Source organism: Amycolatopsis sp. NPDC043889 (genome assembly GCF_056435645.1).
The window spans coordinates 1-26,731 of sequence record NZ_JBWKEC010000025.1 but is presented as its reverse complement, the minus strand read 5'-3'; the positions used below and the strand labels follow the sequence as shown (position 1 = coordinate 26,731).

The following is a 26,731-nucleotide window of genomic DNA, read 5'->3' as shown; positions in this document are numbered from 1 at the left end:
GGCGGCGGGCCGGGGTCAGAGTTCGTTGTCCAGCAGGGCGAACATGTCGTCGATGGTGTCCACTTCCAGATCCGCGTCGCCGCCGGACGACGGCCGCGTCCGGTCCTGCCACAGGGACACCAGGTTCCGCAGCTTCGCCTCGACCTCGGCACCGTCCGCGCTCGCCAGGTCCGCAGTGGACAGTTCGGCGGCGAGCCGGTCGATTCCCGAGGCCAGCCCGGTTTCCGCGGCCGGGGCCGCGGCGTCTATCTCGGACTGCAGGAACTTGGCGAGGTCGTCCGGGGTCGGGTAGTCGAAGATCAGCGTCGCGGGTAGGCGCAGCCCGGTGGCCGCGTCGAGCCCGTTGCGCAGCTCGACCGCGGTCAGCGAGTCGAAGCCCAGTTCGGTGAACGCCCGGCCCGGCTCGATCGAGTCCGCGCCGTCGTGCCCGAGTGCGGCCGCGGCCTGGCCGCGCACCACCCCGAGCAGCACCAGTTCGGCGTCCGCCTGCGACAGCCCGGCGAGCCGCCGCTTGAGCCCGTCGGCCTGCGCCGCCGCGTCCACCGGTGCGGCACGCCGCACCGAGCCGCGCACGAGACCGCGCAGCAGCGGCGGCACCGGTCCGGTCATCGCGCGGAGCCCGGCGACGTCCAATTTCACCGGCACCGAGACCGGTTCCGCCAGGCCGGTGGCCAGGTCGAACAGCTCCAGTCCCTCGGCGGGAACGAAACTGCCGACCCCGTCGCGGCCCATGCGGTCCGCGTCGGCGGAGTCACCCATGCCGTCGGCCCAGAGACCGAAGGCGAGCGAGGTCGCGGGCAGGCCGAGACCACGCCGGTGCTGCGCGAGCCCGTCGAGGAAGGTGTTCGCCGCGGCGTAGTTCGCCTGCCCCGGCGCGCCGAGCACCCCGGCGGCCGAAGAGAACAGGACGAACATCGTCAGGTCGTGGCCGTGGGTCAGCTCGTGCAGGTTCCACGCCGCGTCCACCTTGGGCCGCAGCACCTTCTCCAGCCGCTCGGGGGTGAGCGCGGTGAGCAGGCCGTCGTCGAGGACACCGGCCGCGTGCACCACCCCGCTCAGCCCCGGGGTCCGGTCCAGGACCGCGGCGAGCGCGGCGCGGTCGGCGGCGTCGCACGCCTCGATCCGCACGGTCGCGCCCAGCCCGGTCAGTTCCGCCGCCAGGTCGGCCGCGCCAGGCGCGTCCGGGCCGCGGCGGCTGGTGAGCACCAGATCCTTGACGTCGTGCCGGATGACCAGATGCCTGGCCAGCACCGCGCCGAGACCTCCGGTGCCGCCGGTGACGAGCACGGTGCCACCGATCGGGCGGCGCGGAACGGTCAGCACGACCTTGCCGACGTGCTTGGCCTGCGACAGGAAGCGCAGCGCCTCCGGGGCCCGGCGCAGATCCCAGGTTCGGATCGGCAGCGGGGTGAGCGCGCCCTGGTCGAACAAGGCGATCAGCTCCTCCCATATCCGCGCGATCCGGCGGTTGCCCGCGTCGATCACGTCGAACGCCTGGTAAGTCACACCGGGATGGTGCCCCGCGGCGCCGCCGTCCGGACGGACGTCGGTCTTCCCCATTTCCACGAACCGCCCACCACGCGGTAACAGGCGCATCGACGCGTCGATGAAGTCGCCCGTCAGCGCGTTGAGGACGACGTCCACGCCCTTGCCGCCGGTGGTCTCGCGGAACCGCTCCTCGAAGTCGAGCGTCCGCGAAGACGCGATGTGGTCGTCGGCGAGCCCGGCGGCGCGCAGGACGTCCCATTTGCCCTCGCTGGCGGTGCCGAACACCTCGGCGCCGAGATGCCGGGCGAGTTGCGTGGCGGCCATCCCCACGCCACCGGCGGCGGCGTGGATGAGCACCGACTCGCCCTTCTTCAGCCCGCCGAGGTCGGTGAGCGCGTAGTAAGCGGTGAGGAACACCAGCGGGACCGACGCGGCCTCTTCGAACGTCCAGCCCTCGGGCATCTTGGCCAGCAGATCCCGGTCGGCGAAGGTGAGCGGGCCGAACCCGCCGTGCACCAGGCCCATCACGCGGTCGCCCGGGACGAGGTCGGTCACCTCGGAGCCGACGTCGGTGACGACACCGGCGGCCTCGTAACCGATCCGACCGGCGTCGCCCGGGTACATGCCGAGCACGTTGAGCACGTCGCGGAAGTTCGTCCCGGCCGCCCGGGTGGCGATCCGGACCTCGCGCGGCAGCAACGGTTCGAGCACATCGGGGTACGGCTCGAAGGAGAGCCTGTCGAGGGTGCCCTTGACGACGCTGTCGAGGCGCCAGGCCGGTTCGTGCCACGGCGGCACGAGATCCGGCGACGACGCGGCGGTCAGCAACCGGGCGGCGTGGACGACGCCGTCCCGCACGGCCAGCTGGGTTTCGTCGCCCAGCACGGCCAGCGCGGTGTCGACGTCGGCCTCGGCCGCGTCGAGCAGCACCAGCCTGCCGGGATTCTCGGACTGGGCGCTGCGGACCAGACCCCACACCGCGGCCGAAGCCGGGTCGACAGTGTCCGAAGTGGACACTGCGACCGCGTTCTCGGTGCGCACCACGAGGGTGGTGTCCTTCTCCTCGGCCAGCCATTCCTGCAGCTTCGCCAGCGTGCTCAGCAGAAGCGCGTGGGTGGCCGCCGGGGTCTCGCCCGCTCCCGGCACCGCCGAGAGCAGCTCCGTCGGCGCGACCGGGGACCCGGTCGTGACCTGCGACCAGGCGAGCCGGAACAGCGAGTCCGAAGTGGACGAAGTCGCCGGGCCGAGATCCGTGACCTCGCGCAGCAGCAACGATCCCACCGTCAGCACGGGTGCTCCGGCGCCGTCGATGAGCTCCAGCCGCACCGAGTCGGTCCCGGAGGCGGCGACCCGGACCCGGGCGGCGGTGGCGCCGGCCGCGTGCAGGACGACGTCACGCCAGAGGAACGGCAATCGGGTGGTCTCGGCGTTCCCCGGCAGCAGGCCGATGGCGTGCAGCGCGGCGTCGAGCAGGGCCGGGTGCAGGCAGAACTTCCCGGCGTCGGCATGCGCCACCGCGGGCAGTTCGAGGTCTGCGCAGACCTCGTCACCCACGAGCCAGGCGGCGGTGAGGCCCTGGAACACCGGCCCGTACTCCAGGCCCGCGTCGGCGAGCCCCGGGTAGAGCTCGGTGACGTCGAGGCTTTGCGCTCCGGCGGGCGGCCACGCGGTGTCCTTGGCCGCCGGATGAGCGTCGCCGGGGGCGAGCAGGCCGGTCGCGTGTTCGGTCCAGGGAGCCTCGTCGAGCCGGGAGTGGATAGACACCGGACGCCGTCCGTCGTCGTCCGCGGCCCCGACCACGACCTGCACGGCGAGCCCGCCGGTCTCGGGCAGCACCATCGGCGCGGCGATGGTCAGTTCGGCCACGCGAGCGCAGCCGAGTTCGTCGCCCGCCCGGACGGCGAGTTCGACCAGTGCCGCGCCGGGGACCAGCACGGTGCCGAGCACCGCGTGGTCGGCCAGCCACGGCTGTGCCGCGCGGGAAAGCCTGCCGTACCCGACCAGGCCGTCCTCACCCGCCGTCGGCACGGTCGCCCCCAGCAGCGGATGCCCGGCCGCGGCCAAGCCCAGCCCGGCGGCGTCACCGGCGATGGCGGGCGGGTCGAGCCAGAACCGCTCGCGCTGGAACGCGTACGTGGGCAGCGGGACGGCGTGGGCGCCGGTGCCGTCGAAGAACGCCGTCCAGTCGACCTCGGCACCCGTCGCAATCAGTCGGCTGAATGCGAGGGCGGCGGTCTGCCGTTCGTCGCGATCCTTGCGCAGCACCGGGACGAACATCGCGTCGGGGGCGCTGTCGAGACCCATCGCGGAGAGCACGCCGTCCGGGCCCAGTTCGGCGAACCGGGTGACGCCCGCTTCGGCGAGCGCGCGGACGCCGTCGGCGAAGCGGACAGGTTCGCGGACGTGCCGGACCCAGTAACCCGGGTCGGTCCACTCCGCCGATTCGGTGACCGTGGAGACGACCGGGATCCGCGGTTCGTGGTAGTCCAGGGACGCGGCGACTTCGGCGAACTCCGCCAGCATCGGCTCCATCAGAGAGGAGTGGAACGCGTGCGAGACGACCAGTGCCTTGGTGCGGCGGCCTTCCGTCGCGAACCTGTCGGCGACCGCGCGCACCGGACCGTCCACACCGGACAGAACGATCGCCTGCGGCCCGTTGACCGCGGCCAGGCAGACCTCGTCGGACAGGTACTCGCGCACCTCGTCCTCCGACGCCTGGACCGCGACCATCGCGCCGCCTTCCGGCAGCGCCTCCATCAACCGGCCGCGAGCCTCGACGAGTTTCGCCGCGTCCTCCAGCGAAAGCACTCCCGCCACGTGGGCGGCCGCGATCTCGCCGATCGAATGCCCGGCCAGGAAATCGGGCCGGATGCCCCACGACTCCACGAGCCGGAACAGCGCCACTTCGAGGGCGAAGATCGCGGGCTGCGCGGTACCGGTGCGGTCGATATCACCATCGAGCGGGAGCAGCGCGGCGACCTCGTCGTACGCTGCCGCGAACACCGGGAATGCCTCGTAGAGTCCTCGGCCCATGCCGAGCCGCTGGGAACCCTGACCGGTGAACAGCAGCGCGAGTTTGCCTTCGGTGGCACGGCCGGTGACGACCTCCGGCGTGGTCCGGCCGCCGGCGAGCGCGGCCAGCCCGGTGCGCAGCGCGTCGGCGTCGCCGGTGAGCACCGCGCGCCGCTCGAACACGGTCCGGGTGGTCGCCAGCGCGTAACCGATGTCGACCGGGTCGGCGAATCCGACGGTGCCGAGCAGCCGTCCGGCCTGCGCTCGCAGCGCGTCTTCGGTGCGGGCGCTGAGGACCCACGGCAGCAGCGACGGCGATGCCGGGGTCCGCGCGGGCACCGAAGGTTCGGGGACCTGCTCCAGGATCACGTGCGCGTTGGTGCCGCTGATCCCGAACGCCGAGACCGCCGCGCGCCGGGGACGGCCCGCCTCCGGCCACGGTCGTGCCTCGGTGAGCAGCCGGACGTCGCCCGCTTCCCAGTCGACGTGCGGGGACGGCTCGTCGACGTGCAGGGTGGCGGGCAGGACGCCGTGCCGCATCGCCTCGACCATCTTGATGATCCCGGCGAGACCGGCGGCGGCCTGCGTGTGCCCGATGTTGGACTTCACCGAACCCAGCCACAGCGGTTCTTCGCGGTCCTGGCCGTAGGTGGCCAGCAGCGCCTGCGCCTCGATCGGATCGCCCAGCGCCGTCCCGGTGCCGTGCGCCTCGACAGCGTCCACAGTGGACGACTCGACGCCCGCCGCGGCCAGCGCGCGGCGGATCACCCGCTGCTGCGAGGGTCCGTTGGGAGCGGTCATGCCGTTGGACGCGCCGTCCTGGTTGACCGCGCTGCCGCGCACGACCGCCAGCACGCGACGTCCGTTGCGGCGCGCGTCGGAAAGCCTTTCCAGGAGCAGGAAACCCGCGCCCTCGGCCCAGGCGGTGCCGTCGGCCGCGGCCGCGAAAGGCTTACAGCGGCCGTCCGCGGCCAGGCCGCGCTGACGCGAGAACTCGATGAACGGGTTAGGGCTGGCCATCACGGTCGCGCCGCCGACCAGCGCCAGGCCGCATTCACCCGAGCGCAGCGCCTGCGCCGCCCAGTGCAGGGCGACCAGCGAGGACGAGCACGCCGTGTCGACCGAGACCGCCGGGCCTTCGAGCCCGAAGGTGTAGGCGACCCGGCCGGTCAGCACGCTGCTCGCGCTGCCGGTCCCGAGCAGGCCTTCCATCCCGTCCGGGGTGGCGGCCAGCCGGGAGGCGTAGTCGTCGTACATGACGCCCGCGAACACACCGGTGGCGCTTCCGCGCAGCGAGACGGGGTCGATCCCGGCGCGCTCGAACGCTTCCTGCGCGGTCTCCAGCAGCAACCGCTGCTGCGGGTCGACGGTGACCGCCTCCCGTGGCGAGATACCGAAGAACTCGGCGTCGAAGTCGGCGGCGTCGTGCAGGAAGCCGCCCTCGCGGGCGTAGCTGGTGCCGGAGTGGTCGGGGTCCGGGTGGTAGAGCCGGTCGAGGTCCCAGCCGCGGTCGGACGGGAACGGCGTGATCGCGTCGGTCCCCTCGGCGACCAGGCGCCACAGGTCCTCCGGCGAGCTCACGCCGCCCGGGAACCGGCAGCTCATCGCGACGATCGCGATGGGCTCGCCGGGCTCGGCGACCCGGACCGCCTCGGCGTCCACAGCGGACTCTTCACCGGCCAGCTCGGTACGGATATGGGTGGCCAGCGCTGTCGGGTTCGGGTGGTCGAACACCAGCGTCGCGGGCAGCCGCAGACCGGTCGCCTCACCGAGCCGGTTGCGCAGTTCGACGGCGGTGAGCGAATCGAAGCCGAGTTCGGTGAACGCGCGACCGGCCTCGACCGACGTCGCGGTGCCGTGTCCGAGCACGTCGGCGACGTGGCCACGGACGAGGTCGACCAGATGCGAGAGCTGGTCGGCGGGGGCGAGGCGGCTCAGTGTGGCGGTCAGCCCGGCGGCGGCCGCGGCGTTGGCCGCGCCCCTCCGCTTCGGCACCCGGACCAGACCACGCAGCGCGGGGGCGGGCTCACTCGTGCGGGCCAGCGTGCGCAACGTCGCCAGGTCGAGCTTGACCGGAACCGGGACCGGCGTCGAGGCGGCCAGCGCGGCATCGAACAGCGCCAGGCCTTCTTCGTCGGTCAGCGCGCCGAAGCCGGCGCGGGCCAGACGGTCCACATCGGACTGACCGCCCATGCCGCCTGCCCACAGGCCGTACGCCAGCGAACGAGCGGGCAGGCCTTCCGCGTGACGGCGGCGCGCGAGGTCGTCGAGCAGGGCGTTGGCGGCGGCGTAGCTGGCCTGCCCCGGACCACCGAGGATCCCGGAAACCGAGGACACCAGGACGAACTGGGTCAACGGCCTGCCGAGGGTGAGGTCGTGGAGCGCGAGCGCCGCCTCGGCCTTGGGCCGCAGCACGGTGTCGAAGCGCTCCGGGGTCAGCTCGGTGACGACGCCGTCGTCGAGTACACCGGCGGCGTGCACGATGCCGGTGAGGTCGTCGATCCCGTCGAGCAGCGCGGCGAGCGCGTCGCGGTCGGTGACGTCGCAGGCGACGACGTCGGCGCCGAGTTCTTCCGCCAGTTCCGCGGCGCCGGGAGCGTCGAGGCCGCGGCGGCTGGTGAGCACCAGCCTGGTGACCTGTGGCGCCAGGTGCCGGGCGATCGCGGCGCCTACACCGCCGGTCCCGCCGGTGATGAGAACCGTGCCCTCGCCCCAGATCGCGGGTTCTCCCGCCGTGGCACGGGCGAGCCTCGGTACTTCCACGACGCCGTCGCGGACGCGGACCTGCGGTTCGCCTGTGGCCAGCGCCTTCGCGACGTCATCCCCTTCGAGGACGACGAACCGGTCCGGGTGCTCCGACGCGGCGGTGCGGACGAGACCGCGGACGGCGGCTCCCGCCGGGGTGTCGCCGGTGCACACCACGAGGCGTGTTCCACCGTCGGCGAGGAATTCCTGGATCGCGGCCAGGGTCGCGGCCAGCGCGGCACGCGGATCACCGTCCGGCGCGGTGAAGACCTGGACGTCTTCGCCGGTCTCGCCGTCGGCGGGGACCTCGACCCAGGTCAACTCGTACAGCGAGTCCGTGCCGCGCTGCCTCGGTGCCTCCGCGGCCCGGACCGCGACCGTGCCGATCGTGGCGACGGGCGCACCGGTGGTGTCGGTGGCCAGCAAGGAGAATCCGGAGCCGGCGGGCGTGACCCGGACGCGCAACGCGGTGGCGCCGGTGGCGTGCAGGGTGACGTCGCCGAACAGGAACGGCAGGCGGGTGCCCTCCCCCGGCGTGAGCCCCAGAGTGTGCAGCGCGGCGTCGAGCAGTGCCGGGTGCAGGCCGAAGCCGTCGACTTCGGTTCCCTCGGGCAGTTCGACCTCGGCGAACACGGTGTCACCGTCGCGCCAGGCGGCGGTCAGCCCGCGGAAGGGCGGGCCGTAGTCGAGCCCCGCCGCCGCCATGTCCGCGTAAAGCCCGTCGAGGGAGATCGGCTCGGCGGCGGGCGGCCACTCGGTGAGGCCGGACGGCGCGGCGGCCGCCCCGGGAGCGAGGGTGCCGGTGGCGTGCTCGGTCCACTCCCCTTGCGGGGCACGGGAGTGCACCGAAACCGGGCGGCGACCGCCCGTGCCCGCCGCACCGACGAGCACCTGGACGTCCAGCGCGCCATGCGGCGGCAGCACCAGCGGCGCGGCCAGGGTCAGTTCCTCCACGCCTCCGCAGCCGGCTTCGTCACCGGCGCGGACCGCGAGTTCGAGCAGCCCGGTACCGGGGACGAGCACTTCGCCGAACGCGGCGTGCCCGGCCAGCCACGGATGCGTGGCGACCGAAAGCCGTCCGGTGAGGACCCAGCCGTCGCCGTCGGCGAACGGCACGGCGGCACCCAGCAGTGGATGCCCGGCGGCCTGGAGCCCGGCCGTGGTGACGTCACCCGTGCCGCTTCCGGCGGCGAGCCAGAACCGGCGGCGGTCGAACACCGACGTCGGCAGGTCGACGGCACGGGCACCGGTCGGGCGGAACACCGCGGCCCAGTCGACGGGGACACCGCGGGTGTACGCGGCGGACACCGTGGTGAGCGCGGTCTCCGCCTCGTCACGGTCGGCGCGCAGGAACGAAGCCGCGAAGGTGTCCGGGCCGTCGTCCGCGAGCGCGGTCAGCACGGCGGCCGGGCCGACTTCGAGGAACCTGGTCACCCCGGCCTCCCGCAGCCACGCGAGACCGTCCGAGAACCGGACGGTGGCACGGACGTGTTCGACCCAGTACTCCGGCTCGGTGACCCGTGCCGCAGGTTCGCCGTCCACTGTGGACACGAAAGGGATCACCGGGGCGGAGAAGTCGAGTTCCCGCACCACGGCGGCGAACTCGTCGAGCATCGGCTCCATCAGTGCCGAGTGGAAGGCGTGCGAGACGTCCAGCCGCTTCGTGCGGCGGCCGAGCTTCTCGAACTTCTTGGCCAGTTTGAGTGTCGGCGACGCGGCACCCGAAAGCACGACCGCGTCGGGGCCGTTGACGGCGGCCAGCGACACCTTCGGCGTCAGGTGCTCGCGCACCTCGTTCTCACTCGCCTGGACCGCGACCATCGCGCCGCCCTCGGGCAGCGCCTCCATCAACCGTCCGCGCGCCTCGACGAGCTTGGCCGCGTCCTCCAGCGAAAGCACGCCCGCCACATGCGCGGCCGCGATCTCGCCGATCGAATGCCCGGCCACGAAGTCGGGCGTGATGCCCCAGGACTCGGCGAGCCGGTACAGCGCGACCTCCAGCGCGAAGATCGCGGGTTGCGCGGCACCGGTGCGGCTCAGGTCACCGCCGACCGGGAGCAGCGCGGCGACCTCGTCGTACGCGGCGGCGAACGCGGGGAAGGCGGCGTAAAGCCCTTCGCCCATACCGAGACGCTGCGATCCCTGACCGGTGAACAGGAACGCCGTCCGCCCAGGCAGTACGCGCCCGGCGACGACGGACGGTGTGGCCGCGCCTTCGGCCAGCGCTGCGAGGCCGGTGCGGAGATCCGCGTCCGTGGCGCCGAGCACGACCGCGCGGCGTTCGTGCGCGGTGCGGGTCGTGGCGAGCGCCAGGCCGACGTCGACCGGCTCGCCGTCACGGTCGAGCAGGCGCCCGGCCTGCTCGCGCAAGGTGTTCTCGGCGCGGCCGGAGAGCACCCACGGCACGAGCGCGGGAGCCACGACCTCGCGCGGGGCAGGCGTTTCGGCCGGAGGCTGTTCGAGGATGACGTGCGCGTTGGTCCCGCTGATCCCGAAGGACGACACGGCGGACCGCCGCGGCCGCCCGGTCTCCGGCCACTCCCGGCCTTCCGCGAGCAGCTCGACGTCACCGGCTTCCCAGTCGACATGCGGCGTCGCCTCGCCCAGGTGCAGCGTCGGCGGCAGGACACCGTGGCGCATCGCCTGGACCATCTTGATGATCCCGGCGACGCCCGCCGCGGCCTGCGTGTGGCCGAAGTTGGACTTCACCGAGCCGAGGTACAGCGGTTCACCGTCACGCTCGCGGCCGTACGTGGCCAAGAGCGCCTGAGCCTCGATCGGGTCGCCCAGCGTCGTGCCGGTGCCGTGTGCCTCGACGGCGTCCACAGTGGACGACGGGACACCGGCGGCGGCCAGCGCCTGGCGGATCACTCGCTGCTGCGAAGGACCGTTCGGGGCGGTGAGACCGTTGGACGCGCCATCGGAGTTGACCGCCGAGCCCTTGACGACCGCGAGCACGCGGTGTCCGTTGCGGCGCGCGTCGGAAAGCCGTTCCAGCACGAGCATCCCGGCGCCTTCGGCCCAGCCGGTGCCGTCGGCGTCGGCCGAGAAGGACTTGCAGCGGCCGTCGGCGGCGAGGCCGCGCTGACGCGAGAACCCGATGAAGGTCTCGGGCGTCGCCATCACCGTGACACCACCGGCGAGCGCCAGCGAGCATTCCCCCGACTTGAGCGCCTGGGTCGCCCAGTGCAGGGCGACCAGCGACGAGGAGCACGCGGTGTCGACCGAGACCGCCGGTCCTTCCAGGCCGAGGGTGTAGGCGACGCGGCCGGACAGCACGGAGCCCGAGGTACCGGTGCCGAGGAAGCCCTCGACGTCGTCGGGAACGTCGTCGCCGAGCCGGGTGCCGTAGTCGTGGTACATGACGCCGGCGAACACGCCGGTCGGGCTGCCCTTGAGCGACGTCGGATCGGTGCCGGAGCGTTCCAGCGCCTCCCACGCGACTTCGAGCAGCAGGCGCTGCTGCGGGTCCATCGCGAGCGCTTCCCGGGGCGAGATCCCGAAGAACTCCGGATCGAAGTCGCCCGCGTCGTGCAGGAATCCGCCCTCGCGGGTGTAGGTCTTGCCCGGCTGGTCGGGGTCGGGGTCGTAGATGCCGTCGACGTCCCAGCCGCGGTCCTCGGGGAACCGGGTCACGCCGTCACGGCCGCCGGCGACGAGGTCCCACAGTTCTTCGGGCGACGTCACCCCACCCGGGTAACGGCAGGCCATGCCGACGATGACGATCGGGTCGCCGTCGGCGCGGACGGCGGTGAAGACCGGGGTCGCCTCGGCGGGTTCGTCGAGCAGTTCGGCGAGCAGGAATTCGGCCAGCGCCACCGGGGTCGGGTGGTCGAAGGTCAGCGTCGCCGGGAGCCGCAGTCCGGTGACCGTGCCGAGCCGGTTGCGGAACTCGACCGCGGTGAGCGAGTCGAAGCCGAGGTCACCGAAGGCGCGGTCGGCTTCGACGGCGTCCGGGCCGGTGTGGCTGAGGACGTGCGCGGCTTCGGTGCGGACCAGCTCGGTCAGCAGCCGCGTGCGCTCGCCCGCGGGCACACCGGCGAGACGCTGGCGCAGCCCCGTGGCTTCCGCTTCCTCCGCCGCCCGGCGGCGTCGTGGCCGCACCAGGCTCCGGAGCACATGCGGTACCTCGGTCTCCGCCCGCAGCGCGGCCAGATCGAGCTTGGTCGCGACCGGGCGCGGGTTGTCGCCGAAGGCCAGCAGATCGAACAGCTCCAGCCCGGCTTCGACGGGCAGTGCCGCGCCACCGCGACCCTCGCCCATGCCGGTTTCCCAGAGGCCGTAGGCGATCGACGTGCCGGGAAGGTCCTGGGCGCGCCGGAAGGTGGCGAGCCCGTCGAGATAGCCGTTGGCGGCCGCGTAGTTCGCCTGGCCGGGAGCGCCGAGGGCGCCGGCGATCGAGGAGAACGTGACGAACAGCTTCAGGTCCGTGGTCAATTCGTGCAGATGCCGCGCGGCGTCGGCCTTCGGTCCCGCCACGGCGGCGAGCCGCTCGGGTGTCATCGCGGTGAGGACACCGTCGTCGAGGACGCCCGCCGCGTGCACCACACCGCTGAGCGGCGGCTCGGCGAGCGCGAGCACGGACTCCAGCTGAGACCGGTCGGCGACATCGCAGGCGGCGATCGTCACCTCAGCGCCGAGCGCGGTGAGGTCTTCCCGCAGGGTTTCGGCGCCGGGAGCGTCCGCGCCCCGGCGTCCGGCCAGCAGCAGATGCCGGACGCCGTGCCGCTCGACGAGCCGCCGGGCGACGTGCGCGCCGAGCCCACCGGTACCGCCGGTGACCAGCACGGTGCCATCGAGGGTCCAGTCAGGATCGGCGGTGGCGCGGGCCCGTGTCAGGCGGGGCACGCGCGGGCCGTCGTCGGTGAACGCGACTTCGGGCTCACCGGTGGCGGCCGCGATCCGGGCATCGCCGGTGCCGTGGACCAGGACGAACCGGTCCGGGTACTCGGCCTGCGCGCTGCGTACCAGCCCGGCGACGGCGGCGTGCTCCGGGCTGTCACCGGTGAGGTGCACGACGAGCCGGCCTTCAGCGGTCTGCAACGCCTCGAGAGCGGCCTCGACCGATTCGGCTTCGTACACGGCGACGTCTTCTGCCTGCGAAGGCAGTGCGACGGGAATCCAGTCGATACCGAACAGCGCGTCGGAGGCGGCACTGGGCAGCGGCCCGTCGCCGACCGGGCGCAGGCTCAGTGACGCGACCGAGAGCACCGGAGCACCCGTGCCATCGGTGACCCGCAAGGAGACCGCGTCCTGACCGGCCGGGGCGAGCCGGGCCCGCAGGGTGCCGGCGCCGGTGGCGTGCAACGCCAGACCGGCCCAGGAGAACGGCAGCCGTGCCGGGCCGCCGGTCAGGCCGACGGCGTGCAGGACGGCGTCGAGCAGGGCCGGATGCAGCCCGAACCCGCGGACGTCGGTGCCCTCGGGCAGCGCGACCTCGGCGAAGACCTCGTCGCCCTGGCGCCAGGCGGCGCGCAGCCCGCGGAACGGGTCCCCGTAGGTGAGCCCGGCCTCGGCGAGCGTGGAATAGAAGCCTTCCAGGTCAACGGGTTCCGCGCCGGACGGTGGCCATTCCGTCGTCCCGGCGGGTTCGTCGGCGGCCGTGATCAGCGAGCCGGTGGCGTGCAACGTCCATTCGCCGTCCTCGATGCGGGAGTGCACCGCCAGTGTCCGGCGGTCCTCACCGTCCGAAAGGGACACTCGCAGCTGCACCGGGGCCGAGGTGAGCACGAGCGGTGCCTGCAGCGTCAGTTCTTCGACGGTGCCGCAGCCGACCTCGTCCCCCGCCCGCACGGCCAACTCGGCGAACGCGGTACCGGGCAACAGAACGGCGTCGCGGACGCGGTGCCCGGCCAGCCACGGCTGTTCGTCGAGCGACAGCCGTCCGGTGAGCACGAGCCCGCCGCGTTCGGGCAGCGCGACGGCGGCGCCGAGCAGCGGATGGTCGAGCGCGCCGAGGCCGAGCGCGGTGGCGTCGCCGGAGCCCGGCGGGGCCAGCAGCCAGAAGCGGCGGCGCTGGAACGGATACGTGGGCAGGTTCGACGGCCGCGCGCCGCTGCCGTCGAAGAAGCGGTCCCAGTCGACGGGAGCACCCGCGGCGTGCACGGCGCCCAGCGCGGTCATCGCGGTCCGGGCCTCGTCGGAGTCCTTGCGCAGGGCGGGCACCCCGCCGTCGACCAGCGCGCTGAGCACGGCGTCGGGGCCGAGTTCGAGGAACGTCGTGGCGCCCTCGGCGGTCAACGCCGCGAGAGCGTCGGCGAACCGCACGGTCTCTCGCACATGCCGGACCCAGTAGCCTGGGTCGGTCAGCTCCGCCGATGCGGTCACCGTGGACACGATCGGGATCCGCGGCTCGTGGTACTCCAGGGACTCGGCGACTTCGGCGAACTCCGCCAGCATCGGCTCCATGAGCGCCGAATGGAACGCGTGCGACACCACGAGATGCTTGGTACGGCGGCCTTCCTTCGCGAACCGGGCGGCGACCTCGCGGACCAGACCGTCCACACCGGACAGTACGATCGCCTGCGGCCCGTTCACCGCCGCCAGACAGACCTCGTCGGTCAGGTACTCGCGCACCTCGTCCTCGGACGCCTGCACCGCGACCATCGCGCCCCCCTCGGGCAGCGCCTCCATCAACCGGCCCCGCGCTTCGACGAGCTTCGCCGCGTCCTCCAGCGAGAACACCCCGGCGACGTGCGCCGCCGCGATCTCGCCGATCGAATGCCCGGCCAGCAAGTCCGGGGTGACGCCCCAGGACTCGAAGAGCCGGAACAGCGCCACTTCGAGCGCGAAGATCGCGGGCTGCGCGGTTCCGGTGCGGTCGATGTCGCCGTCGAGCGGGAGCAGCGCGGCGACCTCGTCGTAGGCCGCCGCGAACGCGGGGAAGGTCTCGTAAAGGCCTTGGCCCATACCGATGCGCTGGGAACCCTGGCCGGTGAACAGGACGGCGAGCCTGCCGGTGACCGCACGACCGGAAACGACGTTGGCGGCCCGGCCAGTGTCGGCGAACGCGGCCAGCCCGGCGCGCAGCACCGACGGGTCTGCCCCGACGACGACCGCGCGACGTTCGTGCGCGGTGCGGGCGGTGGCGAGCGTCCAGGCGACGTCGAGCGGGTCGGCGGTCAGATCCGCGAGCCGCGCGGCCTGCGCCCGCAGGGCTTCCTCGGAACGCCCGGAAAGGACCCAGGGCAGCATCGCGGGCCGGACGGCCGGCTCGTCGGTCTCCGGCGCGGGAACGTGTTCGAGCACGACGTGCGCGTTGGTCCCGCTGAACCCGAACGAGGACACCCCCGCCCGGCGCGGACGGCCGGTCTCCGGCCAGCCCGCGGACTCGGTCGCCACACGGATCGCGCCGGTGTCCCAGTCGACCTGGGCCGAGGGCGCGTCGACGTGCAGTGTCGCGGGGACGACGCCGTGCCGCATCGCCTCGACCATCTTGATCACCCCGGCCACGCCTGCCGCGGCCTGCGTGTGCCCGAAGTTCGACTTCACCGAGCCGAGCAGCAACGGCTCTTCGCGATCCTGGCCGTAGGTGGCGAGCAGCGCCTGGGCTTCGATCGGGTCACCCAGCCTGGTCCCGGTGCCGTGCGCCTCGACGACGTCGACGTCCGAAGTGGACAGTCCAGCGTTGGCGAGCGCCTGGCGGATCACGCGTTGCTGCGAAGGCCCGTTCGGTGCGGTGAGACCGCTGGACGCGCCGTCCTGGTTGACCGCGGAGCCCTTGAGCAGCGCGAGAACCGGGTGGCCGTTGCGGCGCGCGTCGGACAGCTTCTCCAGCAGGACGAATCCGGCACCCTCACCCCAGCTGACGCCGTCGGCACCGTTGGCGAAGGCCTTGCAGCGGCCGTCGACCGCCATCGCGTTCTGCTTGCTGAAGTCGACGAACGGGTCGGGGTTGGCCATCACCGTGACCCCGCCCGCCAGCGCGAGCGAGCACTCCCCCGACCGCAGTGCCTGGCTCGCCAGATGCATCGCGACCAGCGACGACGAGCACGCCGTGTCCACCGACACGGCGGGCCCCTCGAACCCGAAGGTGTAGGAGACGCGGCCGGACATCATCGCGCCGGACGTCCCGGTGCCGAGGAAGCCTTCGACCTCCTCCGGGATCTTCGTCAGCCGGGAGGCGTATTCGTGGTAGATCGCGCCGGTGAAGACGCCGGTGTCGCTGCCGCGCAGGGTGCCCGGCGGGATGCCCGCGCGTTCGAAGGCCTCCCACGCGATCTCCAGCAGCAGCCGCTGCTGCGGGTCCATGGCGAGGGCTTCGCGGGGCGAGATGCCGAAGAACTCCGGGTCGAAGTCGCCCGCGTCGGGCAGGAATCCACCCGTGCGGGTGTTCGACACGCCCTGCTTGCCCGGCGTCGTGTCGAACAGCGCCGCCAGGTCCCAGCCGCGGTCGGTGGGGAACTCCGTGAGCCCTTCGCGGCCCTCGGCCACGAGACGCCACAGGTCTTCCGGCGTGTTCACGCCACCGGGGAACCGGCAGCTGGTCGCGACGATCGCGATCGGTTCGCCGTCGTCGGTGACACGGGCACGGGTGCGCGGTCCGGCGGCGAGGTCGCCGAGCAGTTCGGAACGCACGTAACCGGCGAGCGCGACCGGGGTCGGGTGGTCGAAGATCACCGTCGACGGCAGCCGCAGCCCGGTCACGGAGCCGAGCCGGTTGCGCAGCTCGACCGCGGTCAGCGAGTCGAAACCGAGGTCCATGAAGCCGCGGCCGGGTTCGACGGTGGCGGCGGTGACGTGCCCGAGCACCAGTGCGACCTGAGTGCGGACGAGGTCCAGCAGTTCGCGGTCCTGGTCGGCCTCGGTCAGCCCGGCGAGCCGCCTGGCCAGCGAGGAATCCTGTCCACCGCCCGATTTCGCGGTCCGGCGGCCGGGTTTGACCAGCGCGCCGAGCAGCGGCGGGAGCGGTCCGGACGCGGCGAGCACCGGCAGGTCCAGTTGGACCGGGATCGCCAGCGGCGCCCCGGCGGCGATGGCGGCGTCGAACAGCGCGAGGCCGTCCTCGACGGCGAGCGCGGGAGTTCCCCCGGCACGCAGTCGCGCCAGATGGGCCTCGCCGAGGGTCTCCGCCATGCCCGCGGCCCACGGTCCCCAGGCCAGTGACTGCCCGGCGAGACCGAGCGAACGGCGGTGCGCGGCGAGGCCGTCGAGGTAGCCGTTGGCCGCCGCGTAGTTGCCCTGTCCCGGCGCGCCGAGCACACCGGCCGCCGAAGAGAAGGTGACGAACAGCTCCGGATCGCCGGAGAGTTCGTGCAGATGCCGGGCCGCGTCGGCCTTCGGTCCGAGCACGAAGTCGAGCCGCTCCCGGGTGAGCGCGTCGATGGTGCCGTCGTCCAGGACACCGGCGGCGTGGACGACACCGGTCAGGTCGACGCCGTCCAGCAGCGCCACCACGGCCTCGCGATCGGAGACGTCACAAGCGACGACGTCGACTTCGGCGTCGAGTTCGCGGAGTTCGCCGACCAGTTCCCGCGCGCCCGGCGCGTCCAGGCCGCGCCGGCTGGTGAGCAGAAGCTTCCGGACGCCGTGCGCGGTCACGAGATGGCGGGCGATCAGGGCGCCGAGACCGCCCGTGCCGCCGGTGATCAGCACCGTCCGGCCCGGGTCGAGCGCCCGCGGCATGGTGAGCGCGACCTTGCCGATGTGCTTGGCCTGGCTGAGGAACCGGAACGCTTCCCTGGCCTCGCGGACGTCCCACGTCCGGGTCGGCAGCGGGACGAGCGCGCCCGAGTCGAACAGGGCGGTCAGCGCGTCCCACATCCGCGCGGTCCGCTCCGGTCCGGCGTCGATCAGGTCGAAAGCCTGGTAGTGAACACCTTCCGGCTCGCGGATGTCGGTCTTGCCCATCTCCAGGAACCGGCCGCCCGGCGCCATCGTGCGGATCGAGGCGTCGACGAAGTCCCCCGCGAGCGCGTTCAGCACCACGTCGATGCCGCTGAACCGCTGCTCGAAGTCGAGCGTGCGACTCGAAGCGATGTGCGCGTCGTCGAGTCCGGCGTCGCGCAGCACGTACTGCTTGCTCTCGCTGGCGGTGCCGTAGACCTCCGCGCCCAGGTGGCGCGCGAGCTGGGTCGCCGCCATTCCGACACCGCCGGCGGCGGCGTGGATCAGGATCGACTCGCCCGGCCGCAGATCGGCCAGGTCGACCAACGCGTAATAAGCGGTGAGGAACACCAGCGGTGTCGAAGCGGCCTGCTCGTAGGTCCAGTCCGCGGGTTTGCGGGTGATCATCGGCCGTTCGGCGACCGCGACCGGGCCGGCGCCGCCGGAGACGAGGCCCATCACCTCGTCGCCGGGGCCAAGGTCGGTGACGTCGGCGCCGACCTCGATGACGGTCCCGGCGAATTCGCTGCCGAGCAGTCCGGCCTCGCCGGGATACATGCCGAGCGCGTTGAGCACGTCGCGGAAGTTGAGCCCGGCGGCGCGGACGGAGACCCGGACCCCCTGCGGGCCGAGCGGTTCGTCGGGCAGCGGCTCCAGGGTGAGGTGGTCGAAGGTGCCCTTGCCGGACAGGCCGAGCCGCCAGTTTCCAGGCGGTGGGAGCAGACGGCCGGTCGACTCGGGCGTGACGAGACGCGGCACGCGGAGTTCGCCGTCGCGGACGGCGATCTGCGGCTCACCGGAGGACAGTACGGCGTCGGTCAGCTCGCCGGCGTCAGCGAGCAGGAACCGGTCCGGATGCTCGGACTGCGCGCTACGCACCAGACCCCATACCGCGGCGGCCACCGGGTCCACATCGGACCGTCCAGTGTGGACAAGGAGTTTCGAGGCGGCGAAGCGGTCTTCGGCGAGGAAGGTCCGGAGCACGTCCAGCGTGGCACCGGTGACGGCGTGCACGTCGTCACCCTCGGCGCGATACACGACGACCTCAGGAGCCTCGCCACCGACGTCGGCGAAGTGCGCCCAGCTCGGCGCTTCGGTTTCCGGTGTGGCGATCGGGCGCCAGGCCAGCTCGTACAGACCGTCGCGAGTGGTCGCCGGGCGCAGCTGTCCCGCCGAAACCGGGCGGACGACCAGCGAACCGACGGTGGCGACCGGCGCACCGGTCCCGTCGGCCACGCGCAGGCTGACCGCGTCGGCGCCGGAAGGGGTGAGCCGGACACGCAGTTCCGCCGCGCCGGAGGCGTGCAGGACGACGTCGCTCCACGCGAACGGCAGGCGAGCGGGGCCGTCACCCTCGGCGAGAGCGTGCAGCGCCGCGTCCAGCAGCGCCGGGTGCAGACCGAACCGGCCCGCCTGGTCCCGGGCGGCCTCGGGAAGCGAGACCTCGGCGTAGGTGTGCTCGCCGTCGCGCCACAAGGAACGCAATCCCCGGAAGATCTCGCCGTACTCCAGGCCGGCCGCGGCCAGTTCGGCGTAGCGGCCTTCGAGGGACACGGCTTCGGCACCGGGCGGCGGCCACTCGGTCAGCTCCCAGTCCGGCGTGGAAGCGGCCGGGGCGAGCGCGCCCGTCGCGTGCAGGGTCCACTCCCCCGCGCCGTGCGGGCGCGAATGCACGGTGAGCGGGCGGTGCCCGGACTCCTCCGGCGTCCCCGCCCACAGCTGCACCTGGACCGCGCCGCTTTCCGGGAGCACCAACGGGGTTTGCAGGGTCAGTTCTTCCAGTACCACCAAGCCGGTTTCGTCGGCGGCGCGTACGGCGAGCTCGACCAGCGCGGTGCCCGGCACGACGACCTGGCCGTGCACCACGTGGTCGGCCAGCCACGGATGCGTCCGCAGCGACAGGCTGCCGGTGAACAGGAACCCGCCCGCGTCGGCGACGGAAACGGCCGCGCCGAGCAGCGGGTGGTCGAGCGAGCCGAGGCCGAGACCGGCCGCGTCACCGGCGGTATGCGTCGCGGGAAGCCAGTAGAACTCGCGCTGGAACGGGTAGGTGGGGAGTTCGACCGGGCGCGCGCCGTCGAAAGCGGCGGCCCAGCGGACCTTTCCGCCATGGACGTGCACGGCGGCCAGCGCGGCGACGAAGGTCTCGGGTTCGGGCCGATCGCGGCGCAGCACAGGCACGAACAGGCCCTCGGCGCTTTCCTGACCCGCGGCCGAAAGGATGCCGTCCGGACCCAGTTCGAGGAAGCGGGTGACGCCCGCGTCGGCCAGCGCGCCGATCCCGTCCGCGAATCGGACGGCTTCGCGCACGTGCCGCACCCAGTAGGCCGGGTCGAGGATTTCCGCGGTGTCGGCGATGCGGCCGGTGACACCCGCGATCAGCGCGATCTTCGGTGTCTTGTAGGTGACTCGGCGGGCGACGGCGGCGAAGTCGTCGAGCATGCCGTCCATCTGCGCCGAGTGGAACGCGTGGGACACCGCGAGCTGCTTGGTCCGGCGGCCCTGCCCGGCGAACACCGCCGCGACGGTCCGCACGGCGTCCTCGGTACCGGAGACGACGATCGCGCGCGGTCCGTTGACGGCCGCGACATCCGCTCCCGCGACCAGTGCGGCACGGACCTCGTCCTCGGTCGCCTCGATCGCGCACATCGCGCCGCCACGCGGCAAGGCGCCCATCAAGCGGCCACGCGCGGCGATCAGCGCGGCCGCGTCCTCCAGCGACCAGACACCCGCGACGTGCGCGGCGGCGAAGTCGCCGACGGAATGCCCGATCAGGAAGTCCGGGACCACTCCCCAGGATTCGACCAGCCGGTAGAGCGCGACCTCCAGCGCGAACAGCGCGGGCTGGGCGTTCGCGGTGTCGTTCAGGGCGTCGGCGTCGTCACCGAAGACGATCTCGCGCACGCCCGGCAGCAGCTCGCAGACCTGGTCGAACGCGGCGGCGAACACCGGGTACGCCTCGTACAGCTCGCGGCCCATGCCGAGCCGCTGCGAACCCTGCCCGGTGAAGCAGACCGCGAGACCGCCGTCGGTCGCTTCACCGGCGCCCGGCTCTCCTTCGGCGATCGCCGTCAGACCGGCGCGCAACGTCTCCTCGTCCCGGCCGGTGACGACGGCGCGGTGTTCGAAGGTAGGCCGGGTCGCGGCCAGCGACCAGCCGATGTCCGCCGGGTCGCCCTCGACGTCCAGCAGCGCGCGGGCCTGGGCGCGCAGCGCCGCCGGAGTCCGGCCGGACAGCACCCACGGCACCACCGGCGGGACGACAGAGTCCACTGTGGACTCTTCGGCCTCGGGTGCCTGCTCCAGCAGGACGTGGGAGTTGGTGCCGCTGATCCCGAACGACGAGACACCCGCCCGGCGGGTCTCCCCCGCCGGCCAGGGCCGGGCGGAGGTCAGCAGCTCGATCGTTCCCGGCGACCAGTCGACCTGCGGGCTCGGCGCGTCGACGTGAAGGCTCGCGGGGAGGATTCCGTTGCGCAGGGCCAGGACCATCTTGATGATCCCGGCGACCCCCGCCGCGGCCTGGGTGTGCCCGATGTTCGTCTTCACCGAACCGAGCAGCAGCGGACCACGTTCACCGCGGTCGCGGCCGTAGGTGGCTTGCAGGGCCTGGACCTCGATCGGGTCGCCCAGCGTCGTACCGGTGCCATGCGCCTCGACGACGTCCACGTCCTTTGTGGACAGTCGAGCGTCGGCCAGCGCCTGACGGATGACACGCTGCTGTGACGGCCCGTTCGGCGCGGTGAGACCGTTGGACGCCCCGTCCTGGTTGACCGCCGAACCGCGCACGACGGCCAGGACCGGGTGGCCGTTGCGCCGGGCGTCGGAAAGTCTCTCCAGCACGATCATGCCGGCACCCTCACCCCACGCGGTGCCGTCGGCCCCGGCGGCGAACGCCTTGACCAGGCCATCGCGGGCGAGACCGCGCTGACGGGAGAACTCGATGAACGCGTCCGGGCTCGCCATCACGGTGGCACCGCCGGACAGCGCGAGGTCGCACTCCCCCGCGCGCAGCGCCCGGACGGCGAGGTGCAGCGTGACCAGCGACGCCGAGCACGCCGTGTCGACGGTGACCGACGGGCCTTCGAGCCCGAGCACGTAGGAGATCCGTCCGGAAAGGACGCTGCCGGAGATACCGGTGCCGAGGTAGCCCTCGACGCCTTCGACGCCCTTGGGCAGATCACGGCCGTAGTCCTGGCCGTTGGTGCCGACGAAGACGCCCGCGCGGCTGCCGGACAACGAGGTGGGGTCGATCCCGCCGCGTTCCAGCGCCTCCCACGACGTCTCCAGCAGGAGCCGCTGCTGCGGATCCATCGAGACGGCCTCACGCGGCGAGATCCCGAAGAACTCGGGATCGAATTCCCCGGCGCCCTCGACGAATCCGCCTCGGTCGACGTAGCTGGTGCCCAGGTGGTCCGGGTCCGGGTCGACGAGCGCGCCGACGTCCCAGCCGCGGTCTTCGGGGAACCCGGTGATCCCGTGCTCCCCGGCGGTCAGCAGTTCCCAGAACCGCTCCGGCGTGCGGACGCCGCCGGGGAACCGGCAGCCCATGCCGACGATCGCGATCGGTTCGGCGGCGCGGTCCTCCAGCGCGGCCAGCCTGCCGCGCGTGCGCTGCAGTTCGCCGGTGACTCGCGTCAGGTAGTCGCGAAGCATGTCGTTCTCACCCACGGTGTCCCCACTCATCGGTCGAGGTCGCGTGCACCCGGCTCAAGCGCCGAGTTGCCGGTCAATGAAGGCGAAGAGTTCGTCGTCCGAAGACGGCGTGAAGCCGGGGCCGTCGAGGCTCTCGGCGAGTTTCCGCAGGCGGGCGCCTGCTTTCGCGTGCTCGTCGCCGCCCGGGTCGAGGCGGCTCAACGCGGCTTCCAGTCCGTCGAGCAGGCCCTCCACGTCGTCGTCCGTCCCGGCGAGCTCCTGCCAGAGGTAGGCGGCGAGGGCCTGCGGGGTCGGATGGTCGAAGACGAGCGTCGCGGGCACGGCGAGGCCGGTCGCGGCGTCGAGCCGGTTGCGCAGTTCGACCGCGGTGAGCGAGTCGAAACCGAGTTCGGTGAACGCGCGGTCCGGGCCGATCGCCGACGTGTCCGGATGGCCGAGCACCTTGGCCACGGTCTCGCGGGCGACCTTCAGCAACAGCCGTCGCTGTTCGGGTTCGATCAGGCCGCTCAGCCGCGACCGCAGATCCGCCACCGGCGCTTCCGCGGCCGCGGTTTCCGGTCGCGGCAGCTCGGCGAGCATCGGCGCGGCGCGGAAGTCCTCGAAGAACGACGGCCAGTCGAAGTCGGCGACGGTGACACAGGTGTCGCCGGCGGCGATCGCCCGGACGAACTCCTCCGCCGCGGACTCGGGGGTCATCGGGCGCAACCCCTTGCGGCGGACGGCGTCGTCGACCGCCTCGGCCATACCACCCTCGGCCCACGGGCCCCAGGCGATCGACACCGCCTTGACGCCCTCGGCCCGCCATCGCGTCGCGAGCGCGTCGAGTTCCGCGTTCGCGGCGGCGTAGGCGGCCTGGCCGCCGTTGCCGAGCACCCCGGCGACGGACGAGAACAGGACCAGCGCGTCGAGGTCCTTCGTCAGCTCCCGCAGATGCCGCGCGGCGGTCACCTTCGGCCGGGCGACGGCCTCGAACCGCTCCGCGGTGGCGTCGTCCAGCAGGGCGTCGTCGAGGACTCCGGCCGTGTGCACGACCACGCGGAGATCGGTCAGGCTCGTGACCACTGTGGACAGTGCGTCCCGGTCGGCGGCGTCGCAGGCGTGGATGCCGACGCGGGCGCCGAGACCTTCCAGCCGTTCGCGCAGTCCCGCCGCACCCGGCGCGTCCTCGCCACGACGTGAGAGAAGCACGACGTGTTCCGTCCCGGCGCGGATCAGGCGTTCGGCCACGAGCGCGCCCAAGGCCCCGGTGCCACCGGTGATCAGCGCGGTTCCGGAGGTGGTCCACGGCGCACCGGACGCGGGGGCGGCGGGGACGAACCGGCGGGCGAAGATCCCGTCGGCGCGGATCGCGACCTCGTCCTCGGGGCCACCGAGCACGTCGCGCAGCCGGGCGGCCTCGTCCGTCTGCTCGGGCAAGTTCACGCAACCACCCCAGCGGCGGGGCTGCTCGATCGCCGCGACCCGCGCGACCGCGGCGACGCCGGGATCGCTGGTGGCACACCACACTTTCGCCGGGGTTTCCCGCAGGAGAGCGGCGAGTGCGGCACCGTCCGCCGGGAACGCGAGGACCGGGCCGGTCTCCGGGACTTCAGTCACCAGCGGCGCATCGAGCGCCTGCGCCGCGGCTTCCGCCCATGCGGTGCGTTCGGGGGCGTAAACGGTCCAGGCTTCCCGCGTCGTCACCGGCTCCATCGGGCGCCAGACGACTTCGTACCGCCGGGCCGGAGGTGCGGTCCGCTCGGCGGCGAGCCAGAAGTGGTCCCGCCGGAAGGGATACGTCGGCAAGTCGACACGGGTGGCACCGGTACCGTCGAAGATCCGGGCCCAGTCGAGCCGCACCCCGGCGGTGAAGAGCTTTCCTCGCGCCAGGTCCGCGGCGGCGGCTTCGTCACGATCTTTCCGTTGCGTGGCGATGAAGACACCGTCGCTGACGCAGTCGGCGCCGAGCGCGGTCAGGGAGGCGTCCGGCCCGATCTCGACGAAGCGCCGGACACCGCGTGCATGCAGGCTCGCGACGCCGTCGGCGAACCGGACGGGTTCGCGCACCTGCCGCACCCAGTACTCCGGGTCGCGGACGTCACCGGAGACGATCGGGATCCGCGGCTCGGCGTACGTCACGCTCTCGGCGACCTCGCGGAAGTCGTCGAGCATCCCGTCCATCATCGCGGAGTGGAAGGCGTGGCTCACCGAGAGCCGTTTGGAGCGGCGGTCGGGGAAAGCCTCGACCACCGCGGTGACCGCCTTCTCCTCACCGGAGAGAACCAGGGACGAAGGACCGTTGATCGCGGCGATGCTCACGCCGTCGGGCAGGTCGAGTTCCGCTTCGGTGGCCTGCAACGCGACCATCGCGCCGCCCTCGGGCTGCGCCTGCATCAGCCTGCCGCGAGCGGCGACCAGCCGGGCGGCGTCCTCGAGCGACCACACCCCGGCGAGGTACGCCGCGGCGAGCTCGCCGATCGAGTGCCCGAGCAGGAAGTCCGGTTCCACCCCCCAGGACCGCACGAGCTCGGCCATCGCGACCTCGAAAGCGAACAACGCGGGCTGCGCGACGTCGGTCCGGTCGATCCTGGTCTGGTCTTCGCTGGCGAGGACTTCGGCGAGCTTGAAGCCGGTGTGCGCGTCGAGCCGGTCCGCGACGCGTTCGAAGGTCTCGGCGAACACGGGGAAGGCCGCGGCGAGCCCGGCGCCCATCGCGAGCCGCTGCGAGCCCTGCCCGGTGCAGAGGAAGGCCAGTTTGCCGCTGCCCGCTCGGCCGGTGACGACGCCGGGCGCGGACTCACCGCGGGCCAGGGCGCCGAGGCCGGCACGGAGTTCGTCTTCGTCGGCGCCGGTGACGACCGCGCGATACGGCAGCGGCGTCCGGCCGGTGGCCAGTGACCAGGCGATGTCCGCGGGGTCTCCGCCGGTCTGGAGCAACCGGTCCGCCAGTTCGGGCAGCGCGGCTTCGGTACGCGCGGACAGCACCCACGGGACCCGGGCTCGCCCCGCCGCGGTTTCGGCGGGGGCAGGCTCCGGCGCCTGGCGGAGGATGACGTGCGAGTTGGTGCCGCTGATCCCGAACGACGACACCGCCGCCGCGCGCGGGCGGCCGGTCTCGGGCCAGGGCCGGTGCTCGGTGAGCAGCTCGACCGCGCCGGAATCCCAGGCCACGTGCGGGGACGGCTCGTCGGCGTGCAGGGTGCGCGGCAGCTCGCCGCGGCGGAGCGCCTCGACCATCTTGATGATCCCGGCGACCCCGGCGGCGGCCTGCGTGTGCCCGATGTTCGACTTGACCGACCCGAGCCACAGCGGGTTTTCCCGGTCCTGGCCGTACGTGGCGAGCAGGGTGTCCGCCTCGATCGGATCGCCGAGCCTCGTGCCCGTGCCGTGCGCCTCGATGACGTCGATGTCCGAAGTGGACAGCCGCGCGCTCGCCAGCGCGGCGCGGATCACGCGTTGCTGCGACGGTCCGTTGGGCGCGGTGAGCCCGTTCGACGCGCCGTCGGAGTTGACCGCGGAACCCTGCACGACGGCCAGCACCCGATGTCCGTTGCGGACGGCGTCGCACAGCTTCTCCAGCAGCAGGACTCCGGCGCCCTCGCCCCACCCGGTGCCGTCGGCGCCCGCACCGAACGACTTGCAGCGCCCGTCCGGGGCCAGCCCGCGCTGGCGGGAGAACTCGACGAACGTGTCCGGGACCGCCATCACCGTCGCCCCGCCCGCCAGCGCGAGCGAACACTCCCCCGCCCGCAGCGCCTGCGCGGCCAGGTGCACGGCCACGAGCGACGACGAGCAAGCCGTGTCGACCGACACGGCCGGCCCCTCGAAGCCGAACGTGTAGGCGACGCGGCCGGAAAGCACGCTGCCGGCGGTGCCGGTGCCGAGGAAGCCTTCGACTCCTTCGGGCAGCTCGGAAACGCCGGCTCCGTAGTCGTGGTACATGATCCCGGCGAACACGCCGGTCGCGCTGCCCTTCAACGCCGACGCGTCGAGCCCGGCGCGTTCGATCGCCTCCCAGCTGATCTGCAGCAGGAGCCGCTGCTGCGGATCCATCGCGAGCGCTTCGCGCGGCGAGATACCGAAGAACTCGGGGTCGAATTCGGCGGCCTCGTGGAGGAATCCGCCTTCACGCGCGTACGACGTGCCGGGGTGGTCGGGGTCGGGGTGGAACAGCTCGGCGAGATTCCAGCCGCGGTCGGCGGGGAACCCCGAAACCGCGTCGCGGCCGGCGGCCACCAGATCCCACAACGCCTCGGGCGAATCGACCCCGCCCGGGTAGCGGCATCCCATGCCGATGATCGCGACCGGTTCCCTCGCCGCGTCGGCGAGTTCACGGTTGCGCGCGGCCAGCCTGCTGTTCTCCTTGACCGACTCCCGCAGCGCGGTCACCAGTTCTTCGGGTGTCGCCATCAGATTCTCCGGACCGGACGAGACGGACGCAGCTCGGGCATGGCCTCATCCTGTGCGCGGGCGCCGCTCGTCCCGGGCGCTGTTCGCCACCCCGGCCCCATTGCCCGGTAACCGGAGGCCCACTGCCGGCGCTCGTACTCGGGTGGCCTGACGGGCGGGGCGGGTTCGCGAAAGCCACAGTGACCCCGTCCGCGTCAGCCTCAGCGATCACCGCTGTGGTCCCTGGTACCTGACCGCAAAAGTCCGTGAAGGCCTCATTGAGGGACTCTGGGTCCCTCAATGAGGCCTTCACGGACTTGCGATCACCACAATCGCCACAGCAGCCTTAGCTGTCACAATGAGCGCGTGAAGGCGCCCTTCCCTCGGCTCAGCAAAGGAAACTCGCCCTTCGCCCCCCGTCGCGACCATGACAGCGGTCCGTGAGGGCCTCCTTCCCACCTCGAAGTCAGGGTCCCGGCAAAGTCGGATAGCTGCGGTGGTCGTGGGTGGGGAGTCGGGGTTTCACCCCAACCCCCCCCCCCCACCCCCCCCGCCCGTCCCCCCCCCCCCTCCCAATGAAAGAGGCGTCCCGCTGACATCCCTCTTCGCTTCCCACCCCCCCGGCTTCCGGTGCGTT

Annotated in this window: 2 protein-coding genes; both read right to left on the bottom strand. The window is 72.9% G+C overall.

Annotated features, from left to right (window positions below; all coding sequences use genetic code 11):
* Window positions 1–15 precede the first annotated feature (15 nt).
* Entirely contained in the window at window positions 16–21,741 is a 21,726-nt protein-coding gene (locus AC0685_RS32605; RefSeq protein WP_478229012.1) for an SDR family NAD(P)-dependent oxidoreductase, read from the bottom strand.
* A gap of 39 nt (window positions 21,742–21,780) precedes the next feature.
* Complete coding sequence (locus AC0685_RS32600) at window positions 21,781–26,115, bottom strand: type I polyketide synthase (protein ID WP_478229011.1); 4,335 nt, start codon at window positions 26,113–26,115, stop codon at window positions 21,781–21,783.
* Window positions 26,116–26,731 lie beyond the last annotated feature (616 nt).

Coding starts and splice junctions, on each gene's coding strand:
- AC0685_RS32600 (WP_478229011.1), bottom strand. CDS start 26,115: ATGGCGACACCCGAAGAACTGGTGACCGCGCTGCGGGAGTCGGTCAAG.